General features: G+C 62.3%; 27 protein-coding genes, 1 pseudogene and 1 other annotated feature. Of the genes and pseudogenes, 14 read left to right on the top strand and 14 right to left on the bottom strand.

Annotated features, from left to right (window positions below; translation table 11 throughout):
• Positions 1-218: 218 nt before the first annotated feature.
• From DD542_RS07930 to DD542_RS07920, 3 genes are all read right to left on the bottom strand, one after another.
• Entirely contained in the window at positions 219-887 is a 669-nt protein-coding gene (locus DD542_RS07930; RefSeq protein ID WP_347232068.1) for a transmembrane anchor protein, read from the bottom strand.
• Positions 884-1,525: a HupE/UreJ family protein gene (locus DD542_RS07925; RefSeq protein ID WP_241559722.1), complete on the bottom strand. Its 642-nt coding sequence runs from the start codon at positions 1,523-1,525 to the stop codon at positions 884-886. Before DD542_RS07925 ends, DD542_RS07930 begins: the two co-directional genes overlap by 4 nt.
• A gap of 162 nt (positions 1,526-1,687) precedes the next feature.
• A complete protein-coding gene (locus tag DD542_RS07920) occupies positions 1,688-2,113 on the bottom strand; it encodes a hypothetical protein (RefSeq protein ID WP_127804916.1) in 426 nt (141 codons plus the stop codon).
• A gap of 66 nt (positions 2,114-2,179) precedes the next feature.
• Here DD542_RS07920 and DD542_RS07915 point away from each other — a divergent pair, with 66 nt between their 5' ends.
• Positions 2,180-2,458 (top strand): metal-sensing transcriptional repressor, encoded by a 279-nt coding sequence (locus tag DD542_RS07915; RefSeq protein WP_127804914.1) that lies wholly within the window; start codon positions 2,180-2,182, stop codon positions 2,456-2,458.
• A 47-nt stretch (positions 2,459-2,505) separates the two neighbouring features.
• On the top strand, positions 2,506-3,834 hold the full coding sequence (locus DD542_RS07910; RefSeq protein WP_127804912.1) for an MFS transporter: 1,329 nt from the start codon (positions 2,506-2,508) through the stop codon (positions 3,832-3,834).
• Between the two features lie 339 nt (positions 3,835-4,173).
• Here DD542_RS07910 and DD542_RS07905 read toward each other — a convergent pair whose 3' ends face one another.
• Together DD542_RS07905 and DD542_RS07895 are read right to left on the bottom strand one after the other, a co-directional pair.
• Entirely contained in the window at positions 4,174-4,743 is a 570-nt protein-coding gene (locus tag DD542_RS07905; protein ID WP_127804910.1) for a hypothetical protein, read from the bottom strand.
• Positions 4,744-5,348: 605 nt separating this feature from the next.
• Positions 5,349-6,226, bottom strand: a pseudogene (locus tag DD542_RS07895) (DUF2130 domain-containing protein).
• Between DD542_RS07895 and DD542_RS24280 the strand changes: the two are divergent.
• A complete protein-coding gene (locus DD542_RS24280; RefSeq protein ID WP_127804908.1) occupies positions 6,146-6,448 on the top strand; it encodes a DUF4113 domain-containing protein in 303 nt (100 codons plus the stop codon). The pseudogene DD542_RS07895 and the gene DD542_RS24280 sit on opposite strands and share 81 nt — an antisense overlap.
• A gap of 39 nt (positions 6,449-6,487) precedes the next feature.
• Here DD542_RS24280 and DD542_RS07885 read toward each other — a convergent pair whose 3' ends face one another.
• Positions 6,488-6,763 carry a helix-turn-helix transcriptional regulator gene (locus DD542_RS07885; RefSeq protein WP_127804906.1) on the bottom strand — a complete coding sequence of 92 codons (276 nt, stop codon included), beginning with the start codon at positions 6,761-6,763 and terminating at the stop codon, positions 6,488-6,490.
• Between the two features lie 159 nt (positions 6,764-6,922).
• Between DD542_RS07885 and DD542_RS07880 the strand changes: the two genes are divergently transcribed.
• From DD542_RS07880 to DD542_RS07860, 5 genes are all read left to right on the top strand, one after another.
• Entirely contained in the window at positions 6,923-7,276 is a 354-nt protein-coding gene (locus DD542_RS07880; protein WP_127804904.1) for a hypothetical protein, read from the top strand.
• 297 nt (positions 7,277-7,573) lie between these two features.
• Positions 7,574-8,805 (top strand): IS3 family transposase gene (locus DD542_RS07875; RefSeq protein WP_241559720.1). Its coding sequence is split into 2 segments (ribosomal slippage): positions 7,574-7,868 and positions 7,868-8,805, totalling 1,233 coding nucleotides; the frame shifts between segments, so codons are not numbered across the junction.
• Positions 7,855-7,971 (top strand) — a sequence feature (AL1L pseudoknot). It overlaps the preceding gene by 117 nt.
• 180 nt (positions 8,806-8,985) lie before the next feature.
• Positions 8,986-9,663 carry a maleylacetoacetate isomerase gene (gene maiA, locus DD542_RS07870; RefSeq protein WP_087864359.1) on the top strand — a complete coding sequence of 226 codons (678 nt, stop codon included), beginning with the start codon at positions 8,986-8,988 and terminating at the stop codon, positions 9,661-9,663.
• A gap of 207 nt (positions 9,664-9,870) precedes the next feature.
• Complete coding sequence (locus DD542_RS07865; protein WP_127804898.1) at positions 9,871-11,058, top strand: serine hydrolase domain-containing protein; 1,188 nt, start codon at positions 9,871-9,873, stop codon at positions 11,056-11,058.
• Between the two features lie 42 nt (positions 11,059-11,100).
• Positions 11,101-12,111: an AraC family transcriptional regulator gene (locus DD542_RS07860; protein ID WP_087864358.1), complete on the top strand. Its 1,011-nt coding sequence runs from the start codon at positions 11,101-11,103 to the stop codon at positions 12,109-12,111.
• A 242-nt stretch (positions 12,112-12,353) separates the two neighbouring features.
• Here the strand turns inward: DD542_RS07860 and DD542_RS07855 are convergent, their stop codons facing one another.
• From DD542_RS07855 to DD542_RS07830, 6 genes are all read right to left on the bottom strand, one after another.
• A complete protein-coding gene (locus DD542_RS07855; RefSeq protein ID WP_127804896.1) occupies positions 12,354-14,042 on the bottom strand; it encodes a recombinase family protein in 1,689 nt (562 codons plus the stop codon).
• Entirely contained in the window at positions 14,042-14,437 is a 396-nt protein-coding gene (locus DD542_RS07850) for a DUF2924 domain-containing protein (protein WP_127804893.1), read from the bottom strand. Before DD542_RS07850 ends, DD542_RS07855 begins: the two co-directional genes overlap by 1 nt.
• Positions 14,434-15,123: a hypothetical protein gene (locus DD542_RS07845; protein ID WP_127804890.1), complete on the bottom strand. Its 690-nt coding sequence runs from the start codon at positions 15,121-15,123 to the stop codon at positions 14,434-14,436. Before DD542_RS07845 ends, DD542_RS07850 begins: the two co-directional genes overlap by 4 nt.
• The gene (locus DD542_RS07840; protein WP_127804888.1) at positions 15,101-17,725 is read right to left on the bottom strand and encodes a PD-(D/E)XK nuclease family protein; all 2,625 of its coding nucleotides are present in this window, start codon (positions 17,723-17,725) and stop codon (positions 15,101-15,103) included. The genes DD542_RS07845 and DD542_RS07840 overlap by 23 nt, the downstream gene beginning before the upstream one ends.
• A 94-nt stretch (positions 17,726-17,819) precedes the next feature.
• Entirely contained in the window at positions 17,820-18,050 is a 231-nt protein-coding gene (locus DD542_RS07835; RefSeq protein ID WP_127804886.1) for a hypothetical protein, read from the bottom strand.
• A gap of 188 nt (positions 18,051-18,238) precedes the next feature.
• Complete coding sequence (locus DD542_RS07830) at positions 18,239-18,529, bottom strand: hypothetical protein (RefSeq protein WP_127804884.1); 291 nt, start codon at positions 18,527-18,529, stop codon at positions 18,239-18,241.
• Positions 18,530-18,689: 160 nt separating this feature from the next.
• Here DD542_RS07830 and DD542_RS07825 point away from each other — a divergent pair, with 160 nt between their 5' ends.
• On the top strand, positions 18,690-19,736 hold the full coding sequence (locus DD542_RS07825; RefSeq protein WP_164868364.1) for a WYL domain-containing protein: 1,047 nt from the start codon (positions 18,690-18,692) through the stop codon (positions 19,734-19,736).
• Positions 19,714-20,469, top strand: coding sequence for a hypothetical protein (locus DD542_RS07820; protein WP_164868363.1), 756 nt, complete (start codon positions 19,714-19,716; stop codon positions 20,467-20,469). Before DD542_RS07825 ends, DD542_RS07820 begins: the two co-directional genes overlap by 23 nt.
• A gap of 79 nt (positions 20,470-20,548) precedes the next feature.
• Here DD542_RS07820 and DD542_RS07815 read toward each other — a convergent pair whose 3' ends face one another.
• Complete coding sequence (locus tag DD542_RS07815) at positions 20,549-21,478, bottom strand: ATP-binding domain-containing protein (RefSeq protein ID WP_164868362.1); 930 nt, start codon at positions 21,476-21,478, stop codon at positions 20,549-20,551.
• Between the two features lie 810 nt (positions 21,479-22,288).
• Entirely contained in the window at positions 22,289-22,582 is a 294-nt protein-coding gene (locus DD542_RS07810; RefSeq protein WP_127804876.1) for a hypothetical protein, read from the bottom strand.
• 64 nt (positions 22,583-22,646) lie between these two features.
• On the opposite strand from DD542_RS07810, the gene DD542_RS07805 reads away from it, so the two are divergent.
• The 4 genes from DD542_RS07805 (at position 22,647) to DD542_RS07790 (ending at position 25,314) form a co-directional block, all read left to right on the top strand.
• Complete coding sequence (locus DD542_RS07805; protein WP_127804874.1) at positions 22,647-23,303, top strand: hypothetical protein; 657 nt, start codon at positions 22,647-22,649, stop codon at positions 23,301-23,303.
• Between the two features lie 249 nt (positions 23,304-23,552).
• Complete coding sequence (locus DD542_RS07800) at positions 23,553-24,023, top strand: YiaA/YiaB family inner membrane protein (protein ID WP_066157314.1); 471 nt, start codon at positions 23,553-23,555, stop codon at positions 24,021-24,023.
• Between the two features lies 1 nt (position 24,024).
• Complete coding sequence (locus tag DD542_RS07795) at positions 24,025-24,495, top strand: hypothetical protein (protein ID WP_127804872.1); 471 nt, start codon at positions 24,025-24,027, stop codon at positions 24,493-24,495.
• A gap of 9 nt (positions 24,496-24,504) precedes the next feature.
• Positions 24,505-25,314, top strand: a complete 810-nt coding sequence (locus DD542_RS07790; RefSeq protein ID WP_127804870.1) for a DUF2145 domain-containing protein — start codon at positions 24,505-24,507, stop codon at positions 25,312-25,314.
• Positions 25,315-25,347 lie beyond the last annotated feature (33 nt).

Genomic DNA, 25,347 nt, shown 5'->3' with positions numbered 1-25,347 from the left:
GTGAACCGCCATCACTCGTGGCTGTGGCCGTGACCGCTTTGGTCGCTTTTTCCAAGTGAGCCCAGCTTGTCACATCCTGCGAGTGAGGCCAAGAAAGCGACCATCAGGAAAGTACCGATAACAGTTTTAAGAGTTTTCATGGGGAGATTGCATTGAGAAGGTATTTGGAGGGCTCTGAATGAAACGGACGCTGCGGCGGAAGCCGCAGCGCCCTCCAATTACTTCACGTGTTTGATGTCGGTGTAGTCGCCGCGCGTGCGCAGGACGACCTTCACGTTGGCTTCTCCCCGGTTGCGCCAGTACCAGCCGTGGTTGCCCGTGAACGCAGCCTCCAGAACACCCTCATCCGAGGCAACTCCGCGACCTTTTTCGTAGCTGATCGACTTGCCCGGTGCATCACCATGGGTGTCGAAGTTCACTGCGCCGCCCTCGACGACCCACGAATACTGCACCTTGGCTCCTTCGGCCATCTTCAGCTTGATTTCCGTACCTTCTCCCGGGGTCAGGATTACGGGCATTTCGTCGCGCCACACCACCTTGGGAGCAGCAGCCACCATAGCGGGCGCTGGTTGTGCGGCATTGGCCGAAGACACGCCCAGCGTCGTCCCGGCTGTCTGGGCCGGCGCCACCGGGGCGGCAGCGGCCGCATCGGCAGCAGCTTCTGCCGCCAGCTGTTGCTTGATGTCACCCATTTCGGTCATGCGCAGGACGCGCCCGATGCCGGTGGGATCGATGCCGTATTCAGCCGGCAGCACGACGGCAACCAGGAGCACCACCGCAGAGATGGCAGCCAGGATGGTGGAGCGCACCAGTTGCTTGGAGGAAGGCAGTTCGGCGCGCAGGGGGGTATCACTGTTGTACATATTGAATATTCCTTGGGTGTTCAAGACACAAAATAGCCGGTGAGCTGCATGCCCACCAAGATGAAGCCCGCACTCATCATGGCGACGTTGGCGGTGTAGGCATTGCGAACGAAGCTGGGGGTGCGGCGCCAGTAGCTCATGCCGATCAGGATGACTGCCAGTGCCAGCATCTGCCCGATCTCCACGCCCACGTTGAAGGCCAGCAGGTTGGGCACCAAGCCGTCGGTCGAGATCTCATACTCCTGAATCTTGGTCGCCAGACCAAAGCCGTGGAACAGGCCGAACACCAAGGTTGCCACCTTGGTGTTGGGCTGGAACCCCAGCCAACGCTGGAAAGCACCGATGTTGTCCAAGGCTTTGTAAACGACGGACAGACCGATGATCGCGTCGATCAGGTAGCTGTTGATCCCGACGTTGAAGTAAACGCCCAGGATCATGGTGGTGGAGTGACCCAACGCAAACAAGCTCACGTAGATGCCAATGTGCTTGATGCGGTAGAGGAAGAAGATCACACCGAACAGAAACAGGATGTGGTCGTAGCCCGTCATCATGTGTTTGGCGCCCAGGTACATGAAGGGCAGCAGATTGACGCCCGAAATTTCCTGGATGTAGCCCTTGTCCCCTGCTGTGACGGCGTGGGCAAAGGCCTCTGTGCTGCCCAATAAAAGGCAGATGAAGAAGGCTGAAAGTAGAAGCAGACGGGACTGCCAGATCGCACAAGGCGAACCTGGCAGCCTGTCGAGGACAGGACTGTGCATAAAGACTCCGATGGTCTGAAAGAAGGGGGAGCACTGCGTGGAGCAGTGCGGGGAGCGAGAAGCGTCTCAGCCCATGGGCGGGCGTTCCAGCCTGGACGCCTGCACCATTTCAATCCACGGCCGCACCCGCCCGACCCAATCGGGGAGCTGCGGTGCCGACGAGCTCCAGGCGACGGGCAGGGCGTGCGCTTTGTCGTGCGAGTGATCCGCCCCATGGTGGGAATGGTCGGCAGCGGCGCTCAGATTCACCATCGCCAATCCGTCGTCTCCACCCTGTTCATCTTCGTGCGCATGTCCATGCGCATGTTCGTGCGAACCGTCAGAGGAAAGCGGAGCGACGTGGATCGACGCTGCGATGGCAGCAAGGCCGTGGGAGCTCGTGCCCCCGATCGAAGAGAAGACAGTTCCGAACATGATCACCACCAGCACCAGCCATCGCACGCCCAGCGCTGCCCGGTCAGGGGGCAAGGAGCGGGGGAAGCGCAGGGTCATGGGTGTTGATGCATTCAGTGTTGGTCGAGGGATTATAGTAACCTCCCCCAGGGGATACGATCAGCCATGACGCAACCGCACACACATGCCACCCACCCAGCCATCATCAAACGCCTTCGCAGAGCCAGCGGACACCTGAGCAGCACCATAGAAATGCTGGAGCAGGGACGTACCTGCCTGGATGTCGCTCAGCAGCTGCAGGCCGTTGAGAAAGCGATCCAGCAAGCCAAGAATGCCCTGATCCGGGACCACCTGGATCACTGCCTCGAAGACCTCGTGGGGCCTCTGGGCACCGGTCAGCGCCATTCCCTCGACGAGTTCAAGGAAATCACCCGTTACCTCTGAGCCCCGGGCTCCCTCCGCACCCGAGCACTTCGACCCCGAGAAACAACATGCTGGACATACTCGCCCACCGCACCTACCGCCATCTGTTCGCAGCTCAGGTGATTGCCCTGATCGGGACCGGGCTGGCCACGGTGGCACTGGGCTTGCTCGCATTTGACCTGGCCGGCGACAACGCGGGCATGGTGCTGGGCACAGCCTTGGCCATCAAGATGATCGCGTACGTGGGTGTAGCACCGGTCGCGGCGGCCTTTGCCGAGCGCCTGCCCCGGCGCACCATGCTGGTCACGCTGGACTTGGTGCGTGCGGCTGTGGCGTTGCTGCTGCCGTTTGTTTCCCAGATCTGGGAGGTGTACGTGCTGATCTTTGTGCTGCAGGCGGCGTCGGCCGCCTTCACTCCCACTTTCCAGGCCACCATTCCCGACGTGCTACCTGACGAAAAGGACTACACCAAGGCCTTGTCACTCTCTCGTCTGGCCTACGACATGGAGAGTCTGGTCAGCCCCATGCTGGCGGCGGCCTTGCTCACGGTGATCGGCTTTCACGATCTGTTTGCCGGCACGGTATTGGGTTTCCTGGCGTCGGCGGCACTGGTGGTGTCAGTGGTGCTGCCGGTGCATCCGGCGCCGCAGCGTCGCGGCATCTACGACCGGACCACGCGCGGCTTGCGCATCTACCTGGCCACGCCCCGTTTGCGCGGGCTGCTGGCAGTCAATGTGGCCGTGGCGGCGGCTGGCTCCATGGTGTTTGTCAACACGGTGGTTATCGTTCAAGCCAGTCTGGGCCTCACCCAGGGTGCGGTGGCCGTAGCGTTGGCCAGTTTCGGCGCGGGCTCCATGGTGGCCGCACTGGTGCTGCCCCGCCTGTTGGAGAAGCTGCCGGACCGCAGCGCGATGCTAGGTGGTATCGGCTTGATGGTCGCAGGGCTCTTCGTGGGGACATGGGTTGAGGGGCACGCTTCGCTGATGGCCTTGTGGTTTGCGCTCGGTCTTGGTTACTCCACCGCCCAGACACCCTCCGGGCGCTTGCTGCGGCGCTCTGCGCATCCAGAGGATCGCCCAGCGCTTTTCGCCGCGCAGTTCGCCCTGTCGCATGCCTGCTGGTTGTTGTTCTATCCATTGGCCGGCTGGCTGGGTACTCGATATGGGATGGCAGTGACCTTTGTTGTCCTGGCTGGCGCGGGCGCATTGAGCTTCTGGATCACTTCGATTGTTTGGCCCTCTGAGGACCCTGAGGTCATCGAGCACGAACACCCTGACTTGCCAAGCGGACATGCACACACTCTGGGTGGTGCCGTTGACGCCAGCGATCAAGTCCGGCACGCACACCCTTTTGTTGTCGATGACTTCCATCACCAATGGCCCCGCGTTGGTCGATGAAATTGGGGCATTCGGCCTGCACTCAGTTGCGAGCACTATCTGACTTAGCCCGCGTAAGTCGAGTGACCGGTCTGCGTGCATGATCCGTCGCTGAATGTCCTGCTCGGCAATTGACCGGTTGCTGTTTCTGAAAAAACACAGTGCTTAAATTCGAGTGTCCGTACCCAGCCTTTACGAGGCATTGACCTGCAACCGCAATACACTCCGCGCCGCACTTCACGAGGCTCCGACCGTCCGCGCGCTCGCCGATTTCGCGAGCGGTAGGATGTCCTAATCGGCTAGCGACAGCCGCAAAGATCGCGATGCCAATGGAACCACAAAGACGTAGGAGCGTGGGTGTCAGGGAAGCCGACCTTTGAGGTACTTGCCCGCGCCGCCGCTCAACTCGCTGCGATCAATGAGTTTGCCTTGGAATTGGAAGTCCCGATCAATGCGGACGATCAGCAGCTTTTCGAAGTCGCCTTGGCTCTTAACCAGAACTTGGTCGCTGGTCTTTTCGGGCGAGATAGTCTTGACCTCAATGCGCTTGCCGTTAATCATGCCGTCCGAGCCAGGCGCGTGGGTCGCATGGCGGCGCAGACCAAACTTGATCTCTGCGTAGATTTCTCCCAGTTCGCCCCATATCTGAAGGTAGCGGCCGGTGTTCTCGAAATGCCGCTCGGCGCAGTCGACCAAGTTCTGGAAGATTTCCGTCTGCTCCAGGATGCTGAACGGAAACCCCTCTCTGCTCCGGACGGGCTGAACTGAGCGGGCGTCCTCTTCTGGCTCGCCCTCAAGTTGTTCTTCGGCCCACTGCCTGTCGATGTACTTCGCTTCCCAAGGGGCATAGCCGCAGGCGGCAGCGCCAGCGATGTCCTCGGCGCTGTAGCCACGGTCGTTCATCTCGTACAGAAAATCCCAATCGCTCACGGTTCTTTCTCCTCATCCTTCTCCAGCCCCAATTGTGGCTTGGTCACTGCAGCCCTGGTGCAAACCGTTTCCAGGCCTGTGCCCTTTACGCGCCGACACGGGACAAGATGCCAGCCAAGGTACGGGCATTGATCGACTTTCTGGTGGAAAAACGTGAGGCGACCGACCAAAAGGCAACGCCAGCTCCAACCAAGAAACAAAGTAAGCCGTAAAAGTCATGAGTCGCCGCCGAAGGACTCACGTGGGCGTGTGTCAGCTGGCCAGGCACCTTGCTTTGTGATCGACCGGAGAGGCATCATCGCTAACGTTCAAGCCTCACACAGGAACAACAGCAGGCAGCCTCAAGCCGGCATAGCCAGTTCATCGTGAAGCGGTCGCTGGCGTGGTCGATCGCTGAATGGCGGCTGATGGCCGTCCCTGCTGTTTGGATCGCCGTCCCTGAGTGACTCCGTTCAGCCTTGAACGGACATTGCGCAACTGAGGGTCAACAGTGCGTCGCCAGAGCTGGCGATGCAGCTCAATCCACAGAAGACCACCGATATGGCCGGTCGCGCCGGCGATAAGGGCTTTCTGCGCACGAGGTACTGAGGATCACACTTGTGTCGTCAGTCCTCAGCCGTGGCGCCGGTACTTTTGAGTTCGGCAAACTTGGCCGCCATGGTCGGGTTGCCCCTGGTCAGCTTCTTGATGGTCACGTCCTGGGCTTTGTCATTCGCCAATCGCAGGTTGCGATCAGCTCCCAGCAGGGCGTCTTTGGTTTTCTGCAGGTGGTCGATGGACTTGTCGATCTCCGCAATCGCCTTCTGGAAGTGTCCTGTGGCCAGATCGTAGTTGCGTGCGAAGGCGCTCTTGAAGGTCTCCAGCTGGTTCTCGAAGTTGGTGATGTCTATGTTCTGGGCCTTCACCAGGGCCAGTTCCGTCTTGTACTTGACGGCGTTCATTGCAGCGTTGCGCAGCAGCGTGATGATGGGAATGAAAAACTGCGGCCGCACCACATACATCTTCGGATAGCGGTGGAACACGTCAACGATGCCCGTGTTGTAGAGCTCGCTGTCGGGTTCCAGAAGGGAGACCAGCACCGCGTACTCGCAGCCCTTCTCTGTCCGGTCCTTGTCCAGCTCTTTGAGGAAGTCCTCATTGCGCTTCTTGGTGGCCGTCGCATCGCTCTCGTTTTTCATCTCGAACATGATCGACACGATTTGTGTGCCCGACTCATCAGCGTCGCGGAAGATGTAGTCAACTGGCGGGCCACCTGGCCGGCCTCCAACTGAGCCTTGAGCTTCTGGATCTCCGCATCCCGTTCAGCGCCCTGTTTTTGCAACTCCGCACTCAGCTGGGCACGTGCCAGTTCCACGGCAGTCTGTTTGTCGCGCTCGGCCAGCTCCAGCCGCTCGTGCAGTTGATGCTCAAAGTCGCTGTCGCGTACCAGTTCATCAAGGCGGGCGTCATCTTGGTGGATCTTCAGTCGGCCAGCGTGCAGCAGAGGGAGCTGGACCTGGGCGACCCGAACGAGCAGCCGGCCACGCGCGATCGCTCTCGGCTCATGGCGGCCATGGACCTGATCAACACCCGCTTCGGGAAAGGCACCGTGCACTCCGGTGGCACCGGCAAACCTGGAACGAATCGGGTGTGGACGATGAAGCAGGAGCGCAGGACGCCGGCCTACACCACCTGCCTGGCCGATGTACCGGTAGCCCGGGCGTGAGCGCGGTATCTCTAGCTGGAGTGGGTCACAGGCCAGGACTCACGGGACGCGCTTTTTGGACAAACGCATTTCGGTCTTGTAGCGCTTGAGCGTGACCTGCAGTAGTTCGGGCAGCTCCACCTCTAGCCCTCCGGCCAGCTTGAGCAACACCGTCAGCGTCGGCTGGTTTTGAGCCAGCTCCAATTTGGCCACAAAGGTGCGGTTGACATCGCTGCGATGCGCCAGGTCCTCCTGCGAGATCCCAAGCTCGCTGCGGCGTGCTTTGAGTTCGGCCGCAAACGCCCTCATCAACTCCAGGTTTTGAGCAGTTTTCATCCGGCGAATCTCTCCGGATAGAACCACTTATGCACCCGCTTATATGGTACAAAACGAACACCCAAGGATGCTCAAAAGCGAACAGCGCCCTACTCCCCAAACACCAGCGCTCGAGCAGTTCAAAACGAATTGGCTAACACCCAACGACCTCAACGCACCATGAACTCAGACAAGATCTACGCCGCCATCGTCCTGGCATTCATTGTTTTCATCATGGGAACCAGCGCACGAATCAACAGCAGCAAGCCGAAACCCAAGTACGAGCCCGAACCACTCCAATGGTCCGTCTCCAACCTCAATGAGAGCGACTGCAACACAACAACGACACCCGCGGAATGGGTGAGAGAACTCGCTGGCCCCAACATCCAGGCCTTCATGTCGATGAACGGTGATGGGTCAGTGACGGTCACCCAAATCACTGATCAAGAATGGAGGCGTCGATGGGTGCTCTACCCGACGCGCGTGGCCTGTCTGAATTCGATCTCAAGGTTTAACCACGTCGTGCGACCTTGAGCAACTGCGCTGTGGGCGTGACATCCGGCTTTTTGCGACCGCACCTCTTTTCGAGGGAGAGGTTGAAATCACTCCAGCGGCAAGCGATTTCGGCTTGGAACGACATCACGTCCGTGAGGCAGGATAAGGCTGGGAGCAGTCTGTGGTCACAGTTCGAACACAGGCGGCTTCCGACCCATACCGGCCATCGCCCAGATCCAAAGCCGCGCGTGGCGCCTTCTACGAAGCTGTCATCGCCGGCATGTAATGAACCGCCCCGGGTTTTGAGGAGGCTCTTTTCTCTGAGAGGATTGAGCCATGAGCAAGAAGTCGAACCAGTTTTCACCCGAGGTCCGCGAACGCGCTGTTCGCATGGTGCAGGAGCACCGAGGCGAGTACCCCTCGCTGTGGGCCGCCATCGAATCCATCGCCCCCAAGATCGGCTGCGTGCCCCAGACCCTCAACGAATGGGTCAAGCGCGACCAGATCGATGCCGGCGTGCGCGACGGCATCACGACATCCGAACGTGAACAGATGAAGGCGCTGGAGCGCGAGGTCAAAGAACTGCGCAAAGCCAACGAGATCTTGAAGCTGGCCAGCGCGTTTTTCGCCCAGGCGGAGCTCGACCGCCGTCTGAAGTCCTGAAGGACTTCATCGATCAGCATCGACAGGCCTACGGGGTCGAGTCGATCTGCAAGGTGCTGCAGATCGCCCCGTCAGGCTATTGGCGCCACGCCGCTCACCAACGCAATCCCGAACTGCGCTGTCAGCGAAATCAGCGTGACGACACCTTGGTGCCGCACATTGAACGCGTCTGGCAGGCCAACATGCGGGTCTACGGCGCCGACAAGGTCTGGAAGCAGATGAACCGAGAGGGAGTCGCCATTGCTCGCTGCACGGTCGAGCGCTTGATGAAGCGCCTGGGCTTGCAGGGCGTGCGCCGCGGCAAGGTGGTGCGCACCACTATCAGCGACATGAAGGCGCCATGCCCGCTGGACCGGGTCAACCGACAGTTCAAGGCAGAGCGGCCCAACCAGCTCTGGGTCTCGGACTTCACCTACGTTTCAACCTGGCAAGGCTGGTTGTACGTGGCCTTCGTGATCGACGTGTATGCCCGGCGCATCGTGGGCTGGCGAGTCAGCAGTTCCATGCACACGGAATTCGTTCTGGATGCCCTGGAGCAGGCGCTGTATGCCCGGCAACCCGAGCGTGATGGCGCACTGATTCACCATTCCGATAGGGGGTCCCAATACGTTTCTATCCGCTACAGCGAACGGCTCTCGGAAGCTGGCATTGAGCCTTCGGTGGGCAGTAAAGGTGACAGCTATGACAACGCCCTGGCCGAGACGATCAACGGGTTGTACAAGGCCGAGGTGATCCACCGCCGGTCATGGCCAACCCGCGAATCGGTGGAACTGGCCACGCTGGAATGGGTGTCCTGGTTCAACCATCACAGGCTGCTTGGCCCCATCGGATACATACCGCCCGCAGAAGCTGAGGCAAACTACTACCGGCAACTCGCCAGTCAGACCTCCATGGTGGTGGCCTGACTTAAACCAACCGGCCTCCACGAAACCCGGGGCGGTTCATAATGCGACCTGGTTGAGCTGTGAGTCGGTTCGCAATCGCTCCGTAGTCGCAGACACCACGTGCAATCACCCACAATCCGGCCCGTACGCACCCACGCTGCTTCTACAGGCGATAGCTCGCACCCTGCTAACAGGACTCCCATGACCAACACCGCCCGATTTGAGCTCTTCTCTTTTTGGCGCACCTCCGCGACCTACCGCGTCCGCGTCGCCTTCAACCTCAAGGGCGTGACGCCGCAGGAGCACACCATCAACCTCGATGCCGGCGAGCAGCGCAGCGAGGCTTTCCTCAAGATCAACCCGATGGGCGCGATTCCGGCGCTCGTGGACCACGGTCCGGGTCAGCCGCAGACGCCCCTGACGCAGTCGCTGGCCATCCTGGAATTCATCGAGGAAAGCTTTCCGACGCCCGCGCTGCTGCCGACTGATGCGCACGGCCGCGCTCGGGTGCGCTCACTGGCTGCCATGCTGGCGGCGGACACGCACCCGTTGATCACCCCGCGGGTCAAGAAGTACCTCACCACCCAAAGCGGCTTCGATGATGCGGCCTGGCGTGCCTGGCAGATCCACTGGTTCACGACGGGCTTGCAGGCCTTGGAGCAACGGCTGATCAACGAGCCCAGCACCGGCACCTTCTGCCATGGCGACACGCCGACGATCGCCGACATTTGTCTGGCCAGCATCATCGCGGTGATGCGCGTGTTCAAGATCGACGTGCCGGGCATTCCGACCGTGATGCGGGTGATGGCGGCCTGCGAGCAGCTGGAGGCCTTCGCCGCGGCCGATCCAAGCCGGCAGGTGGGCGCACCGAAGGCCTGACGGACGCCTTGGGCGGCGTCTCGGAGCGCCGCCGATCCTGCAAAGGCGCCGGCGAGCCCGCGCCCCGGTGCTGAATTCCTGCCATTTCCAGACGTCGCCTCGCCAGATCCAGACACGCGATCCTGGGTGCTCGCCATAAATTTGTCTCCAGCCGATGCCACGCCATCGCGGCGCACCGGTCACCAGCAGCAATCAAGGAGACATACCGTGACGAGTTCAAAGACAAAGGCCACGCTGGACAGCGTGCTCACCCAAACCACCCAGCGCCATGGCGGCGCACCGGGCGTGGTGGCCATGGCGACGGACCGCAATGGCAACTTCTACGAGGGCGCCTCCGGGACGCGAGAGCTCGGACAGGATCGACCCATGACGACCGACAGCGTCTTTGCGATCTTCTCCACCACGAAGGCGCTGACCGGCACCTGCATCATGCAGCTGGTCGAGGAAGGCCGCATCTCGCTCACCGACGATGCCGGCAAGTACGTGCCCGAGATTGACCAGCTCCAGGTGCTCGACGGCTTTGGCGCTGACGGCCAGCCCCGCACGCGTGCGCCCAGGCGCAAGATCACCGTCAACGACCTGATGCTCCACACCTCGGGGCTGTGCTACGAGTTCTTCAGCGCCGATGACCTGAAGTACCGCACGGCCAAAAACATCCCGACGGTGGTGTCGAGCAGCTTCGATTCGATCCGCACGGTGCTGCTCCACGAGCCGGGCGCTGCGTGGACCTACGGCGTCAACATTGACTGGCTGGGGCGCATCGTCGAGCAGCAGCGCGGCAAGCGCCTGGGCGAGGTGATGAAGGAGCGCATCTTCGGGCCGCTGGGCATGAACGAGATCGGTTTCCAGATGACCGAGGCGATGAAGGCCCGGCGCGTGACGATCCACGATCGCGCGGCCGACGGCAAGCTGACCCCGCTGCCCGACCTGGTGCTGCCCGATCCGCCGCCGATGGACATGGGCGGCCATGGCCTGTACGCCACGGTGGGCGAGTACATGAAGTTCATCCGCATGATCCTGAATGACGGCGCCGGGCCGAACGGCCGTGTGCTCAAGGCCGAGACCGTGCAGCAGATGTCGCAGGACGGCCTCGCCGCCCTCGGGCTGTCGGTTGGCGGGTGGACCACGTCGATCCCGTCGCTCAGCAACACCGGCGAGTTCTTCCCGGGCACCGCCAAGGGATGGGCCTACACCTTCATGACCAACCGCGAGCGCACGCCCTCGGGCCGCCCCGCCAACTCGCTGATGTGGGCCGGTCTGGCCAACTGCTTCTACTGGATCGACCGCAGCAGCGGGATCGGCGGCTACTGGGCGACCCAGATCCTGCCGTTCCAGGACACGGCGTCGTACCCAGGCTTTGTGGAGTTCGAGACGGCCGTCTATCATCACCGGTGAGCCGCTTACTTCCGCGGCGCACGCTGTGAGGAGTACACCGGCATGGAAGCGATCCGCAACGTCCTGGTCACCGACGTCACCGGTGCCCCCAGCACCCGCCACCGTCTGGTGGCGTCGACGGATTGGGACGAGGTGCAGCACTGGTGCAAGCAGGTCTACATGCCGTATGACGCGGCGCCGGTCGGGCTCGTGCGGCAGCCCGACTCGGTGCTCGACGCCATCCGCATCGGGCACTTCACGCTCAGCCGCTTCAGCTACGGCGTGCCAGTGCACCTGACCGGTTTTGCCGCGGAGGCCGGCACCGGCCTGGTCCTCACGACCCTGCGTGGCGCCATTCGGCACTGGTCGAGCGGGCGGGAGTATGCGGACACGGGGGTTGGCGAAGCCTTCCTCGTGGACAACTCGCGCACCCACTACTGGCTCGATGCCGATCCGCATCATCTGCAGGTCAACCTGACCTTCCAGCATGATGCGATGGCCGCGCTCCACGAACGCTGGTTCGGCGCGCCGGCTGATGAGCGGATGTGGGCCCGCAAGTTCCGCTTCGGCGGTGCGCAGTCCAGCTGGATCAGCCTGTTGTCCTACGTGTGCCGCTGCATCACCGAGATGCCGGACGCGGTGGAGCAGGGTCCGCTGGGGCGACACCTGGAGGAGATGATCGGGCTGCACCTGTTGACGTTGTGGCGACAGCAGCTGGAGAGCCCTCAGGAGCCGACTGTGCACCGACTGGTGCCTCGCCATGTGCTGCTGGCCGAACAGCACATGCGAGACCATGCTCAGCACGCGCCCACCTTGAGCGAACTGGCGCGGAGTGCCGGCGTCAGCGTGCGCACCCTCAATGCCGCGTTTCGGGAGTTCAGGGGCTGCACGCCGATGCAGTGCCTGCGCGACATCCGCCTGAACGGCGTGCGCGCAGAGCTGCTGGTGGCCTCTCCACAGACCAAGGTTCGAGACGTGGCCGAAGCCTGGGGCTACGCCAACCTCGGCATGTTTGCCGCCAGCTACCGCAACCGGTTCGGCGAATCGCCCTCGACGACGCTTTCTCGGCGCTGAACGCATTCGGGGCGATGTCTGTGAGACGGAGCAGTTCGGCGGTAGAAGGTCGACGAGCCGACGGCAGGTCCCCGGGCAGGTAACTGCCGAGTGGCCGTTGTTCGGCAACCAGCCGGCCGTCCGCTCGTGGCCGAGCGCGGTCTTGCGGCGTGAGTGACTGACCGGCCGCTCCCGCTGCCCAACAGCCCTTCAGGCAATTCCGTCATAGGGCGCATGTCCTGAGTGTCGGGGGCCTCAAACCCTCACCCCATCCCCAGCACCTTGCGCTGCTCCGCCCAGTCCAGCGGCAAGGGCAGGGCCTGCATCAACCGGGTGGCCGTCACATCGACGGGATGATCACCCGCCGCGATGGCCTGCGTGATGTCGGGCGCCAGCAGGGCCAGGTGCATCAGTCGAGTCACATACCCCGGGCTGACGTTCTCGCTCTTGGCGATGTCGCCGATGCCGTGGCCCAGCCTGGTCAGACGCTCCAGCCAGTCGCGTGCCTTGTTGATCAACTGGATCATGGTCTGATCGGGCTCTGGTGGCCGGTTGGCATTGGCGCCACCGATGACCAGTCGCACCGCCATGCCGCAGCGTTTTCTCTCTGCTTCGATTTCAATCTGAGCAGTCTCGGGACCAACCCCTGCCTTGACCATATCAGCGCCCACCAGGTCGATGGTGATCCGAACTGCCGTCGGTCCGACCTCCACTGACTCCACAGAGCGCCCCAGCGTTTCCCGGGCGTGCTGTTCCTGCTCGCTCTTGGCCAGTGCCTGTGCCAGCTTCTGCCCGGCCGAGATAGCGTCTTCCGCCGCCTTGGCATCGCTCCAGCCCACCGCGTCCACCACCCGCTGGGCATCCGCCGCCCAGTTCCTCAGTGCCTGGACCACCAGTTGCTCGATCTCGTTGGCAGGTAGCCGGACGGGATCACCGGGATCGTCCGCCGGTGTCACGTAGTAGCGGTAGCGCTTGTTGCCCTTGCGCGCATGCGAAGGAATCAGGCGCCGCCCTTTCTCGTCAAACAGCTTGCCGCTGAGCAGACTGGGGTGGGCCGCATGGGCCTGGCTCTTGTGCCCACTGCGCTGGGCTTCGAGCTTCGCCTGCACGGCATCCCACAGACTCTTCTCGATCAGCGGCGGATGCTGCCCAGGATGCATCTCTCCCTTGTGCACCATCTGACCGATGTAGACCGGGTTGCTCAGGATCCGGTACAGGTGCCCGCGGCTGAACGGCTTGTTGCCGCCGAAGCCCGGCCGCTTGTGCTCCCGCTCTGGCGTGAGCCAGCCGCGCTTCTGCAGCTCCTCACCCAGCTCGGTCACGCTGCCGAGCTTCAAGTACAGCTCGTAGATCTCCCGCACCCGGGGTGCCTGTTCCACATCGGCCTCCAGCGTCCGGCCCTTGGCCCGGTAGCCCACGGGTGGAATGCCCCCCATCCACAGCCCCTTGCGCTTGGACGCCGCGATCTTGTCCCGGATGCGTTCACCGGTCACCTCGCGCTCGAACTGCGCGAACGAGAGCAACACGTTCAGGGTCAGCCGGCCCATCGAGGTCGTGGTGTTGAACTGCTGGGTGACCGACACAAAGGACACGCCCTTGGCATCGAACAGGTCCACCAGCTTGGCGAAGTCGGCCAGGGACCGGGTCAGGCGGTCCACCTTGTAGACCACGATCACATTGACCTTGCCCGCTTCGATGTCCTGGATCAGGCGGCGCAGGGCCGGGCGCTCCACGTTGCCGCCCGAGAAACCACCGTCGTCGTAGGCCGTGGGGATCAGGTTCCAGCCCAGACCCTTCTGGCTGAGCACGAAGGCCTCGCAGGCTTCGCGCTGCGCGTGCAACGAATTGAAGTCCTGCTCCAGCCCTTCCTCGGAGGACTTGCGCGTGTAGATTGCACAAGCCAACGAGGGCAGGGCAGGCGCCCCAGACGATCCAACCGGTTTCGTAGCCATCAGCGCCGCACCCCGAAGAACACCGGCCCGGACCAGTGGGTGCCGGTGATGGCCTTGGCCACCGCACTCAGGCTCTTGTAGGTCTTGTCCTGGTGGGCAAAGCCCTGGGGCAGGACCAGCACCTCGTGGGTGACACCCTGCCACTCCCGCAGAAGACGGGTGCCCGGCGCCAGCACCGGTGCTGAGGCGGTGCTGCGCAGCACACGTTTGAGGCGCGCCGCACCCTTGGGTCCACACCAGTCGTTGTCCAGCATCTGGTCCTGCGCATGCCAGGACAGGACCCGGCGGATCAGGTTCACCTGCACATGGGCCGGGGGCTCCCGATCGAACAGGGACTGCCAGCGCTCGACCAGCGTGGCCCGGTCCGCCTGAAGAATCTGCTCCACCACGCTCATGCTTCCGCCGCCTCCACGATCCGGTACGCATGCTGCAGCGTTGCGCCTGGCTCCAACGTCATGTGGCGCAAGGATTGCTCCCAAACGAGTTGGTTCCTTTGCAACGCAGTGCAGGTTTTGTGCTCCGCGTAGTCGCGCAGCCTAGGCCATGGCGGACCAGAGGTATCGGTGCGCCGCAATGCCAATGCCGACACCTCTTTCACGCAACCATCGTGCAGTATTTGGATCTCCGCACCTTGCTTCGCCACATGCCGCTCAAGGCGGCGCAGTTGGTTACGTTGCAGGCGCAACTCTTCACAACGACTCTGCAGGATGTTGTGCTGCACTTGCAAATCTTTGCGCTCCGCCTCGGCCATGGCCTCGATGCTCAGGTGCGTGCGGTACATGTTGCGCAGCCGCCCTAAGGGGCTGGTGCTGGTGCGCAATTGCGCATGCAACTGTGCACGCAGTTGCGCCATGAGCGGTTGCAAACGGGCATACAGGGCCGGTTGATGCTCCGCCATGCTGGCCCAACTCTTGCCAATTTCCAAAGGAAAGTACCAGTCTGGGTTTTGTGCTGCGGGCGACAAGCCCCCAAAACTGGCAATTTGCCCAATCAGGCGGGTACGCAGATGGTGGGCGGCCAAGTCAGGGGTGTTGCGAATGAGTTCCTGCACGCTGTTATCACTGGTGGCAAAGGTGGTCATCCTCTGGTGGCGCCTCATCGGATGAGATGTCTTCTTCCTCCCGGAGCACCACCTCGATCAGCCCTTGGTCGAGCTGCTGGCGGCGCCACTGCCAGCTGACCAGAAAGCGTTGCCACAGATGGGGTGGGCCCTCATCGCCAACCTCCTTCTTCTGGCGCACCACCCGCGCTTGCGGGAAAAACGACTGGTCGATGGACAGCAGCTGGCCTTGGCTGAGCGAGAAGTACGCCAGGTGGGGCCATTGGCCGGTGCGCTGACGGACGATCTCGCCATAGAGCACCAGCTGCAGGTGCCGGTTGTTCGCGAGCTTGTCGGCGTACGTGGTACTGCCCCATTTCATGTCGATGATCGCTTGCTGACCATCCTCGCGCGTGACCAGCAGGTCGCTCGATCCCCCGATGGCCCCGCCGGTGAAGTGACCTTCGAGCTTTTCCTCGGAGGTGATGTACACGACCTTGGCTGCGCGCCATTGCTGGCGCAACTGCTGCAAGGCGACCTTGAGCCTGCGCCTGAATGAGGCCAGCTCCTCCTGGCGCCCGGGCATCAGCAGCACCGCACCTTCCTGAGCGACGAGGGCGTCGAACTCGGGGTCAAACCACTGCCCGAAATCTGGATCGGAGAGTGTGAGCGCGTCCGGCCGCTGCACATAGCGCTCCACGAGGTGGTGGGACAGGTTGCCATACAGAAGCACCCCATCACTGACATCCAGGATACTGCTGGGGCTGAGCTTGGCCGGGTACTTCAGCACCCAGAGGAAAGGGTTGAACAAGAAGGACTCGAGGCTGGAGAACGACTCTTTTTCGCGCCTGGGAACAGAAACCTCGGCCGGCAAGGTCCACCAACGCCGCCGGCCAGGCAAAGGCTGGTGAGCCACCGGCTGCAGCGTGTGGTCGGTCAGCGCCGCTTCCATCGACTGGATGCTCGACCCGTGCCCCTTCTCGAACAGGGATTCGAGCCGCAGCCAGACCGGGTGGACTTCCTCGCCCTGCGGCGGAAGGACCAGCACAAGGCGCTGGCGGGCCGCCAGGATGGGGCTCAACCAGTGCCGCGCTTCACGCGCCAGCAGATCGCTCGTCTCGGGCAGATGCACCCCGGCCTGGCGCAAGTCGCCCAACTCGGTTCGAGACCAGGGATGGGCGCGGACCAGGCTGGGGGCCTTCATCTGCCACCACAGCACCTGATCGACCGCCTCGGTGGCCGCCCCTGGGTGGGTGACGGTGCGGCACGAGCCGACCTGGGCAACCAGCAGCGGGTTGGTGCCGCCTTGCGCCGTGGCCTGGGACAGCAGCGTTTGCAGCGACTGGGCACCGATGTGAGTCTCGCCTTGCAACGCCAGCGCCTGCAGGGCACGCTGCAGGGTGAGTGTCTGGGACAGCCCGCTGTTGAATGCCATCTGGCGGGCGGGGTCTGGGTCCCTCAGCCGTCCCTGCAGATACTGCGAGAGGGCATGCAGCCGGTCTGTCAGCAACCGAAGGGGCGCTCCCTGCACCGGGTCGTGGCGCTCATGTTCCACCCAGATGCGGATGCGCTCCCGCACATTGGCCCAGTCAAGCCCGTCCTTCTCGCAGTCGGCTTCGATCTGCTTCATTGTCCTGTCCCATGCCGGCCCCTGGCCGATGCCAGGGGACTGCGCCAGCATCTCCGAGAGCCGGATGCGAGCCACCCGGGGCACCGGGCAGATGGGATGGGTGAGGAATTGCAGCAAGCCGTAGAGGTCCAGTGGTGCCCACATCTGGCCAAGCACTAGCGGCAACACTTGCAGCGCCGGACGCAAGGCGCTGGGTTCCTTGAAACCCTGACGGGGCAAGTGGGCCGCCACAAGCATCTCGTCCAGCACCCCCACGTCCGTGGTGCACATCAGGGTCTCTTGAGGATCAAGGGTCAAGGCGGCGGCCAGGCTTTGCGCAGCCAGCCATCCGGTCTCCGCTTGGAGCACCTGTACCGTTCCGTCGTCGCGCCAGCGCAGCGGCGATACCGATCCGTTGGCCGCATTCGTGGCTGTGTCTTCGCGCAGCAAGGCTCGTTGCAGTTCACCCAGCAAGGTGTCTGATGCTGCGGCACCAGTTGCTTTGGGGGGCTCAATCGGTGACAGGTGGCGAAGAACCCTTTGCCAGGCAAGCGGCCACCACGAAAGCGGTTCGTGCAAGCTCAGTCGCGTGACGCGGGCCGGTAGTCGGGTGAGAGCGGCGTCCACCAGGGCCAGCCGCTCGCCAATGCCGGGTGCCAGCTTGCCGCAGGTCTGCGCCTCCACATCGGCCATATCGCGCAGGCGCCGGGAGGCTGAGCGAGCCAGCCCTGCAACGTCGTTGGGCATCCAGCCATGCAGATGCCATTGGTCACGCCATTCCAGCAAGGTGGAGGTCGTCCCCAGCTCGTCGACGGCAAAGCTCTGGTGGTAGAAGCGCTCGGGGTGATCGAGCTTCTTGAGCAGCTCTCGATACTGCAGGACCCGGTCGGCGCCGCTGGGTTCCTGGCGCAACAAACCCAGATGAGTCTCCAGGACGTTCAGCAGGCCTAGCGGGCCGGTGGTAAGTGCGTCGAGTTCGTTGACGTGGGCATGGCCCCGCTGGCCATCCAGAAGCAATCCGACCTGAAGATGCATGTCCCTGCCTGTGAAGTCTGTTCTTATTCCTTGGTGCACACGGCCCCAAGACCTTGTTTTTCACCCTACCGTGCAAGCGTTGGTGACAACAGTATCAATCTGAATCGGACCACTGGCACTCTACCTCGTGTGGGATCGTCTCGCTGTCGTATGAAATACGCACGCTGCGGCCAAAAACCGGAGCGAAAGAGAAGTGAACATTCAGCGTGGGACACAAGATGCGGTCACCTGACTGGGCCAAGGCCTGCGCCTTGGCCTCGAAATAGCGGTTAATCGCTGCAAGCTGCTCGGCGCTGAGCTGGAAGTCTTGGTGGGTGAGGGGCATGGTGGCTGAGGACGACGGTCGGGCCATCCCGTTGGGGTTCTTGCGGTTGTCAGGTCGCCGCACAGGGGCAGGCCCGGCGGGTCAGCAGCGTGCGCAGTTCCTGAGTCCTGCAGTGCAGGGCAGAGTGAGGCGGGATCGGTGCACTCAAAGGCGCTGGTGATGCGTGCAAATGGAATGCATGGGCCATGTCAGGCATCCTTTTCCTGGACGACGGCGTTCAGCGATGCGAGAAGGGCCGTCAGGCTGGATTGACGTTGCTCCTCCAGCAGACATCCTTCCCAGAACCAGTGATCAAAGGTCCTCATGAGCGCATCGCGAAGCGGCACCCCTTCAGACAAGTGATGCGCGATGTCTTGCGCTTGGCTCAGGTATTCGTCCTCCATGCCTTCGTTGGCGTTGCAGCAGGTGTTCATGGGGTCGTTCTGGTAGAGCTGCTGCGAGATGCGATGAATCAACTGTTGGTCGGCAGATGAGGGCATGACGTTTCTCCTTGGCGGGGTGATGGATGGCATTCCTTTTTGGCGTGTAGTCCCTGGATTCAACGCGGTGTGACAGCACCCAAGAAGGAAGTATGAGCATTGCTGCGACGAAATGTGTCGCGGTCAAATCCTATACTGCGGCAGACAGATCGTTGAACACATGCCTGCCCAGACCACCCGCCGAACCCTTTCCCGCCAGTGGGAGTTGTTGAAGCTGTTGCCTTCCCGCGGTGTGGGCAAGACGGCTGCCGAGCTCACACAGGCGCTCAACGCACAGGGTTTCGCGGTGAGCAAGCGGCAGATCGAGCGTGACCTGTGGGACCTGTACGAGGTCTTCCATCTGGAATGCAATGGCGCCAGTGCACCGTATGGATGGAAGTGGCCGCGAGGCGCCAGCGTGGACCTGCCGACCATGGGAGTGGCTGAGGCCTTGTCGTTGTGCCTGATGCAGGACGCCATCAGCCCCATGGTGCCGGCAGCGATGCTGGAGGTTCTGCAACCCAGGTTCTCTCTGGCCCGGCAGAAGATGACAGCGCTGGCTGCTGACCAGCATGTGGCCAGCTGGCTGCAAAAGGTCCGTAATGTGTTGCCCACGCAGCCCATGCTGCCAGCCACCATACGGGGCGAGGTCCAGGAGGCCGTTCATGAGGCGCTGCTGATGGACCGGCAGGTCAGGGTCAGCTACGTCTCCATAGAGGGGCGAGAGCCAATGGACATGCGCTTGCACCCTCTGGGCTTGGTCAACCGGGGCCACGTGTCCTACCTGATTGCCACCGCCTGGGACTATGAAGACGTCCGTCTCTATGCCCTGCATCGAATAGCACAGGCTGAAGCCATGGACGAGCCAGTTCACCGGCCAGAGGGCTTTGACATTGATGCGTTCATCTCGCGCGGCGCGCTGCACTTCGGGGGGGAGCAGACGATCGATTTGCGCCTTCACATCAACGACTACCTGGTTCGGGTGCTCTCAGAGACGCCCCTGGCACCGCATCAGCACATCGATGGCCATGTGCTGACCGCCACGGTGCAGGACACCTGGCAGCTGCGGTGGTGGATCCTCAGTCAGGGCGACGGTGTGGAAGTGCTGGAGCCGCAAGAGCTGCGACTGGAAGTGGCTCAAACACTGCGGCGGGCAAGCGCCAGATATGACGCTCAGTCAAATACAGGAGAGAAAGGAGCTCACCATGTCCAACCACCTTCAAAGTGACGATGCATCTAGCGATGGAGTCAAACCTTCGGCGTCAATCAGTGCGGAGTTTTCGAGTGATGTCATCGAGCGCGCCGACGAGATGCTCGCTTTTGATGAGGCCTACCCGATCTCGTTGCTTCAAAGAAAGCTGCGAATTGGCTACAACACAGCCCAACGCCTACTGAATCTGGTGAAGGAACAGAGATCTCTCCTGTCTCAAGACCTTCCCAGGGTGCTCAAAAAGGCTTGGCACCACGCCATGGACCGCTACTCGGCGGGCAAGGTCAACTCGGAGAGAACCTTGCACGCGATCTTGTACTCGCAGCTGGTGGCGGCCTTGCCGGACTGCACCGTGTTGTGCGAGCCGCAGCTGTCCATCGATCAACATGGGGTGTTTGTTCCTGATGTGGTGGTCATCAACGACCAGAACCAGATCGTGGTGGTCCTTGAAATCAAGTTCGTGCCGCACGCGTATCCAGTGTTCGAGGCCGACATCGCCAAACTTCGTGCCATAGCCCTTGATGGTGAAAGATCTTCCTTCGATTTGTTGCTGCAGCCTAAGACAGGGAAGTTCATGGACGTGAAGACAACGATCAGTCCTGAATGTCTGTTTGTTTTTGCGGTGGTGGGGCGCTGGGATGCGAAGGCCGTGGACGTCGAAATAGTGACTAAAGCCTTCTACGGTGGCGATCAGGATGCACTGGTCGGGAGGTTCCTTGGGCTTGCGCGTCCGACAGGATCAACTGCCTGAGGTTGGGGCCAGATATTTGGGTTTTGAGGAGCGTCTGCAGGGAGGAGGGCAAGTGTCGCTCGGTAAACAGGTGCAAGAATCAAACTTGTAGGGTCTGGTGCATCAGCAGCTTTTCCACCCGGTCGCTCAGCACGATCTCAAGGTGCAAAGTGGCCCGGGTCATGCCCACAAAAAGCATGCGGCGGTGCAGGTCGGTCCATGTCTCTTCATCGATTTCGGTCAGCACGATGGCTGGTGCTGACTGGCCCTTGAAGCGGCGCAATGTCTCCAGACGCAGGTCACCCTCGGTGTAGATCGGGCGCTGATGCTGGTCGTATTGACCAGTGAACCGTGTCACCTTCCACTTGCCTAGCTGGTCCGATTTCAGCAGTTGAGAGCGCTCCAGTCCGCGCCAGGTCAGGACGGCGATCTGGTTGATCGAGAAGCCTTTGTCGAGGCAGGATTGGATGGCATCGGCAGTCCTGGTGTTCATCGCGTCCGGTGAGTCGAACTTCCAAGTCCGAAACGAAGGCAGTTCACCTTCCTGTGGAGAGCGCGAAGCAATGGGAGGCTGAACCAGTTTCAGGTGGTTGATGACGTCCACCAGGCGCCTGGGGCTCCGGTGGTTGTCGCGGCAGGTCACCACCACCGCGTCGGAAATGTCCAGTTCGGCTCGGTCGAGGTATAGGCATTGGTCGGGGTCATCGAGAAGATAGAGGCCTTCGGGGCCTTGGCCTTGTGTGCCACTGTTTTCTGGGGACTCCAGCGCGCGAACCCGTCGGACCAGGATTTGAAGCCAGTCTTCCGTGAAATCCTGCAACTCGTCGACGATCAGCAGGTCCAGATCAGCCGTCGCTGATTCCATGTGATCCCGATACTGGTCGATGGCACGCTGCAGATCGGCGGCCGAGACCTCTGATCTCCTGTCTTCAGTTGAGGAAGTGGAGCGATGCTCTGAACTGTGTTGCCAGCTCAGCTGGTGAAACGTCAGTACCTCGCAGCGCGCGGGAGCAATGTCACGCATGGCCATGATCGGGGCATGGTCTGAGAAGTTGTTTTCTCGGTTCCGCGAGGCCATCGAGTTCACGGCCCTACAGCGAGGCGTAGAGCGGTGGTCGGCAAATGGAACTGCGGTCGTCACTTTGGAGTCGCCTGTTGAGGTATGAGCTCACACGGGTATGTTGAGCGCTCCACTCGATGAGAAGCTGGGGGCGATCGGTGCAGCTGAATCCCGGACAGTCATCGTTTGCCATCCTGTCGATGTCGGAGATCCACCTTCAAGCGTTCGGTGGCAAGGCGGTGATGAAAGACTACAACCGCAGCGGACCTGACCACCCCACTGCAACAAGGTCCAGCGCCCCTTACCTACTGAGGACTCAGAAGATCAAATGGAAGCATGCCGACCACCGGCCTGCGCTGATTGAATTGACCTGAAGCTTTGTCAAAAGCCTCACTGCCAAAAAGCGGCGTTAGAGAATGGCCCGCGGCAAAGGCCAGAAAAGCGGCAGCAAGAGAAACCACAGAGAAACAGCCACCGCCCGCAACCCCGCGAAAACACTGGGTCCAGAAAGACAAAAGGCCCCCACTTGCGTGGGAGCCTTGTCTTACTGGCGGTGGACGCAGTCCGCAGCGAACCTGTATCGCCCCTGCAGTCGTGTCAGCCGCTCTTTCTCTTGCTCAGAAATTTGGTGTGTGAGCGCTGGGCCTTGCTGGCCAACACCCCATTAAAGAATAAATACGCGCGCGCGAAAAAGGGATTCCGCCTTCGGACCCTGCAAGCCCCCCACCCTCCTGCCCGACCTGCCCGACCCGCCCGGCCCTGCCTCCGTCGGCTTGGAGCTCATGGCCGCCGGCCGCCCACCAACTCCCGGGCCTTCCGAAGCTGCGCGTTCTCCATGGCAGCTTCAAGTGTTGCGATGTCGGTGTTCGTCATGCGCACCGGATACTGCTCGGCCTTCGCCTTCCACCGGCTGATGACCTCGACCATCCTCTTGAGGAGCGTGCGCGCCTCGTCATGGGGTAGCTCGAAGGCCGCCGAACGTCTGAGCAGCTGATCCACATCCCATCGCAGGCCCGGCTCCAGGCTGGTGGACGGGGCCGATTGGTTTTCGGGCTCCATGATGGCAGCGCGCACGCACCGCTGGCGTGCTGACCATCAACTCCTATCATGCGCAAGATGGGTTGGCCGGACGCATACGTTGGAACTCGCTTTTCGAGACGATATTCGAAATGCCATTGCGCATGCCGACTACATCCTTGACCCTGAAGGGCTGCGACTGAGGCGCAGAAATGGAGGGCCAGTGGCGCTTGTGTCCAACGCCGAGATCACCGGCGCACTTCAGATTGCAATGTGCTTCTTTGAGCTGCTGCAGGTCTTTCAGAAGTCAATTGCAGAATCTTTTCGCCCCGCTCGAACCGTTGTGGGAAGGTTTAGCAACAACCCGCCAATGCCTTGGACCATCCAGTGGGCTGACGATGGTAGGTTCACTCTATCCTGCAACTCGCCCGGTCCTCAGACCGATGCCGCTTATCAACGGCAGGCGCTCATCAATGATCGATTGGGTGGGAGGATGGTGACTGCATATGTGGGGCCTGGAAAGAATGCGGCCCCGACACTTCTGAAGGAGATTTCCGAAACAGGTTTTGAGGTGTCGATAGTCGACCTTGCGACAGAGGACCAGTTCGCCCCTCTGCTTTCGGAAATTGGGGAACACGGTCTCTGGGCCACAGAGCCCAGCGCGGAAAGCGCCAGAAGCGGGTTGCTCATGGTGACTCCCTTTGGCTTTCGCAGTATTTCAAGCGGTGACGATTTCAAGGCTTGGCTGCCAAGGGTTGACGAAGTCGACTTCGACTGACCCTTCTAAGTGATCCACCATGTGTTTGTGAGTGCTACAGGTTTCGCATCGCAGCCGTCTTGTTGCCTTCGAGGCAAGATAGATCGCAAGACGCTGACCGCTTTTGTGCCTATTGCTATCGCGTTAGATTGGTATCGAAAAACGCTCCCAGCAGGACGAGTAGTCGATTCCGGTGCAAGTATCTGGGGGGCCGTACGGATAGCCCGCCCCACCATCCGCCCCATGTTCAACAACCCACCGAGGTTTCACATGGTCAGCGGTTCCCGTTCTCCCCTCATCGTGATGCGCGACACCCGCGCCTGGCAGCTCCAGGTCTGGGTCTCGTTCGGGCTGGCAGTCTTTCTCTGCGCCACCGGCCTGGCCTACCTGCCGGGCCAGGCGCTGGACCGGGCGTTCATGGTGATGGGCTATGTGTTCTGCCTGTCGACTGTGTTCGTGCTGGCCAAGGCCGTGCGCGACCAGCAGAAGGCCCAGCGGACCGGTGAGGCCGAGACGCCGATGTGGCGCTTCGTGGTCTGGGGCGGTTTTGCCGTGGCGATGGGGCTGACGCTCTGGGGCCTGCTGCGCATGCAGATCGACGAGACCTACAAGGCCTACCTGGGCGTGAGCTGGCTCTACCTGGTGACCTCGGCGTTCACGCTGGCCAAGACGCTGCGCGACCGCCACGAGGCCGACCTGATCGAAACCCGCCGTGTCACGGCCGCTGCCGAGGAGCAATGAGATGAGCCGCGTTTTCTTCAAACAGTTGCTGCTGGCCGCCAGCCTGAGCGCGGCCCTGGTGAGCGCCCCGGCGCGGGCGCAGAGCGAGGCCTCGCTGGTGCTGTCGGCCCTGCCGGTGGCGTCGGTGGTGGGTGCCGGGGCGGCGGTCGCGGGCAGTGCGGTGGCCGGTGCGGCGGCGGTGAGTGCCGTGCCGGCGGCGCTGGCCGTCAGTGGCGCGGTGCTGGTGGTGAAGGCGGTCGAGGTGTCGGCGCGCGGCACGGTGATCGTGCTGGAGCGGGCGTCCGATGGCGCTCGGGCCAGTGTGGAGTTGAGCGGGCGCGCGGCCTCGGGCGTGGTGGCCGGCGTGGGCACCGCGGTGGCGGTGAGCGTGATCGGCGCCGGCGTGGTGCTGTCGGCGGCGGGCGAGGTGCTGTGCTTCATACCGAACGAGCTGGGGCGCGCGCTGCTGCACAACGAGCGGCTCACGTACTGAGGGGCGACCATGAAAAAGACACGGAATGTCGCTCCCCGCGCGCTGACCCTTGCCGTCCTGCTGCTCGGCGCTACCGCCGCCCATGCCGGCCGCTCCTGCGAGCAGCGCCCGCTGACGCCGCAGACGCTGACCCAGGGCCTGGAACTGGCGCAGCGCACGGCGCAGGCGCTGGACGCGGAGTTCGCGCGCAGCGGGGCGCGGGTGGTGGTGCTGGGCCGGGCGGGACAGGACCTCTCGAAGTACCAGCTGCGCTATTCGCACTTGGGCTGGGCTTACAAGACGGCCGAGGGCCCGTGGCGCGTGCTGCACAAGCTCAACCAGTGTGGCACGGCCAACGGCTCGATCTACCGCCAGGGCCTGGGCGAGTTCTTCCTGGACGACCTCTGGCGCCACGAGGCGGTGTGGTCGGTGCCGGCACCGCACCTGCAGGCACCGCTGTACGCGCTGTTGAACGACCGCGGCCGCAGCCTGCGTCTGCACGAGCGCGACTACAACATGGTGGCCTACGCCTGGGGCACGCGCTACCAGCAGTCCAACCAGTGGGCGATTGAGACGATGGCCATCGCCGCCGAGCCCGGCGTCACGACCCGCGCGCAGGCGCAGGCCTGGCTGGGTTTCAAGGGCTACCAGCCGAGCACGCTGCGCCTGGGGCCGCTGACGCGGTTGGGTGCGAGTGCCGGCTCGGCCCACATCCGCTTCGACGACCACCCGAACGACAAGCGCTTCTCCGACCGCATCGAGACCGTCACGGTCGACTCCGTGCTCGACTGGCTGGCGCGCAGCGGCCTGGGCTCGGCCCCGCAGCGGATCGCGCTGTGAGCGGGTTCACAATCGCCGTCAACACAAAACCAT

Source organism: Hydrogenophaga sp. NH-16, assembly GCF_004006415.1.
Lineage (GTDB): Bacteria > Pseudomonadota > Gammaproteobacteria > Burkholderiales > Burkholderiaceae_C > Hydrogenophaga > Hydrogenophaga pseudoflava.
The sequence above is the reverse complement of the archived record's forward strand: the minus strand, read 5'-3'. Positions and strand labels throughout refer to the sequence as shown.

Excerpts from the sequence above, each read along its gene's own strand:
- DD542_RS07920 (WP_127804916.1), bottom strand. The coding sequence starts at position 2,113 with ATGACCCTGCGCTTCCCCCGCTCCTTGCCCCCTGACCGGGCAGCGCTG.
- DD542_RS07915 (WP_127804914.1), top strand. The coding sequence starts at position 2,180 with ATGACGCAACCGCACACACATGCCACCCACCCAGCCATCATCAAACGC.
- DD542_RS07910 (WP_127804912.1), top strand. The coding sequence starts at position 2,506 with ATGCTGGACATACTCGCCCACCGCACCTACCGCCATCTGTTCGCAGCT.
- DD542_RS24280 (WP_127804908.1), top strand. The coding sequence starts at position 6,146 with ATGCTCAAAGTCGCTGTCGCGTACCAGTTCATCAAGGCGGGCGTCATC.
- DD542_RS07885 (WP_127804906.1), bottom strand. The coding sequence starts at position 6,763 with ATGAAAACTGCTCAAAACCTGGAGTTGATGAGGGCGTTTGCGGCCGAA.
- DD542_RS07880 (WP_127804904.1), top strand. The coding sequence starts at position 6,923 with ATGAACTCAGACAAGATCTACGCCGCCATCGTCCTGGCATTCATTGTT.
- maiA (WP_087864359.1), top strand. The coding sequence starts at position 8,986 with ATGACCAACACCGCCCGATTTGAGCTCTTCTCTTTTTGGCGCACCTCC.
- DD542_RS07860 (WP_087864358.1), top strand. The coding sequence starts at position 11,101 with ATGGAAGCGATCCGCAACGTCCTGGTCACCGACGTCACCGGTGCCCCC.
- DD542_RS07855 (WP_127804896.1), bottom strand. The coding sequence starts at position 14,042 with ATGGCTACGAAACCGGTTGGATCGTCTGGGGCGCCTGCCCTGCCCTCG.
- DD542_RS07850 (WP_127804893.1), bottom strand. The coding sequence starts at position 14,437 with ATGAGCGTGGTGGAGCAGATTCTTCAGGCGGACCGGGCCACGCTGGTC.
- DD542_RS07845 (WP_127804890.1), bottom strand. The coding sequence starts at position 15,123 with ATGACCACCTTTGCCACCAGTGATAACAGCGTGCAGGAACTCATTCGC.
- DD542_RS07840 (WP_127804888.1), bottom strand. The coding sequence starts at position 17,725 with ATGCATCTTCAGGTCGGATTGCTTCTGGATGGCCAGCGGGGCCATGCC.
- DD542_RS07835 (WP_127804886.1), bottom strand. The coding sequence starts at position 18,050 with ATGCCCCTCACCCACCAAGACTTCCAGCTCAGCGCCGAGCAGCTTGCA.
- DD542_RS07830 (WP_127804884.1), bottom strand. The coding sequence starts at position 18,529 with ATGCCCTCATCTGCCGACCAACAGTTGATTCATCGCATCTCGCAGCAG.
- DD542_RS07825 (WP_164868364.1), top strand. The coding sequence starts at position 18,690 with ATGCCTGCCCAGACCACCCGCCGAACCCTTTCCCGCCAGTGGGAGTTG.
- DD542_RS07820 (WP_164868363.1), top strand. The coding sequence starts at position 19,714 with ATGTCCAACCACCTTCAAAGTGACGATGCATCTAGCGATGGAGTCAAA.
- DD542_RS07815 (WP_164868362.1), bottom strand. The coding sequence starts at position 21,478 with ATGGCCATGCGTGACATTGCTCCCGCGCGCTGCGAGGTACTGACGTTT.
- DD542_RS07800 (WP_066157314.1), top strand. The coding sequence starts at position 23,553 with ATGGTCAGCGGTTCCCGTTCTCCCCTCATCGTGATGCGCGACACCCGC.
- DD542_RS07795 (WP_127804872.1), top strand. The coding sequence starts at position 24,025 with ATGAGCCGCGTTTTCTTCAAACAGTTGCTGCTGGCCGCCAGCCTGAGC.
- DD542_RS07790 (WP_127804870.1), top strand. The coding sequence starts at position 24,505 with ATGAAAAAGACACGGAATGTCGCTCCCCGCGCGCTGACCCTTGCCGTC.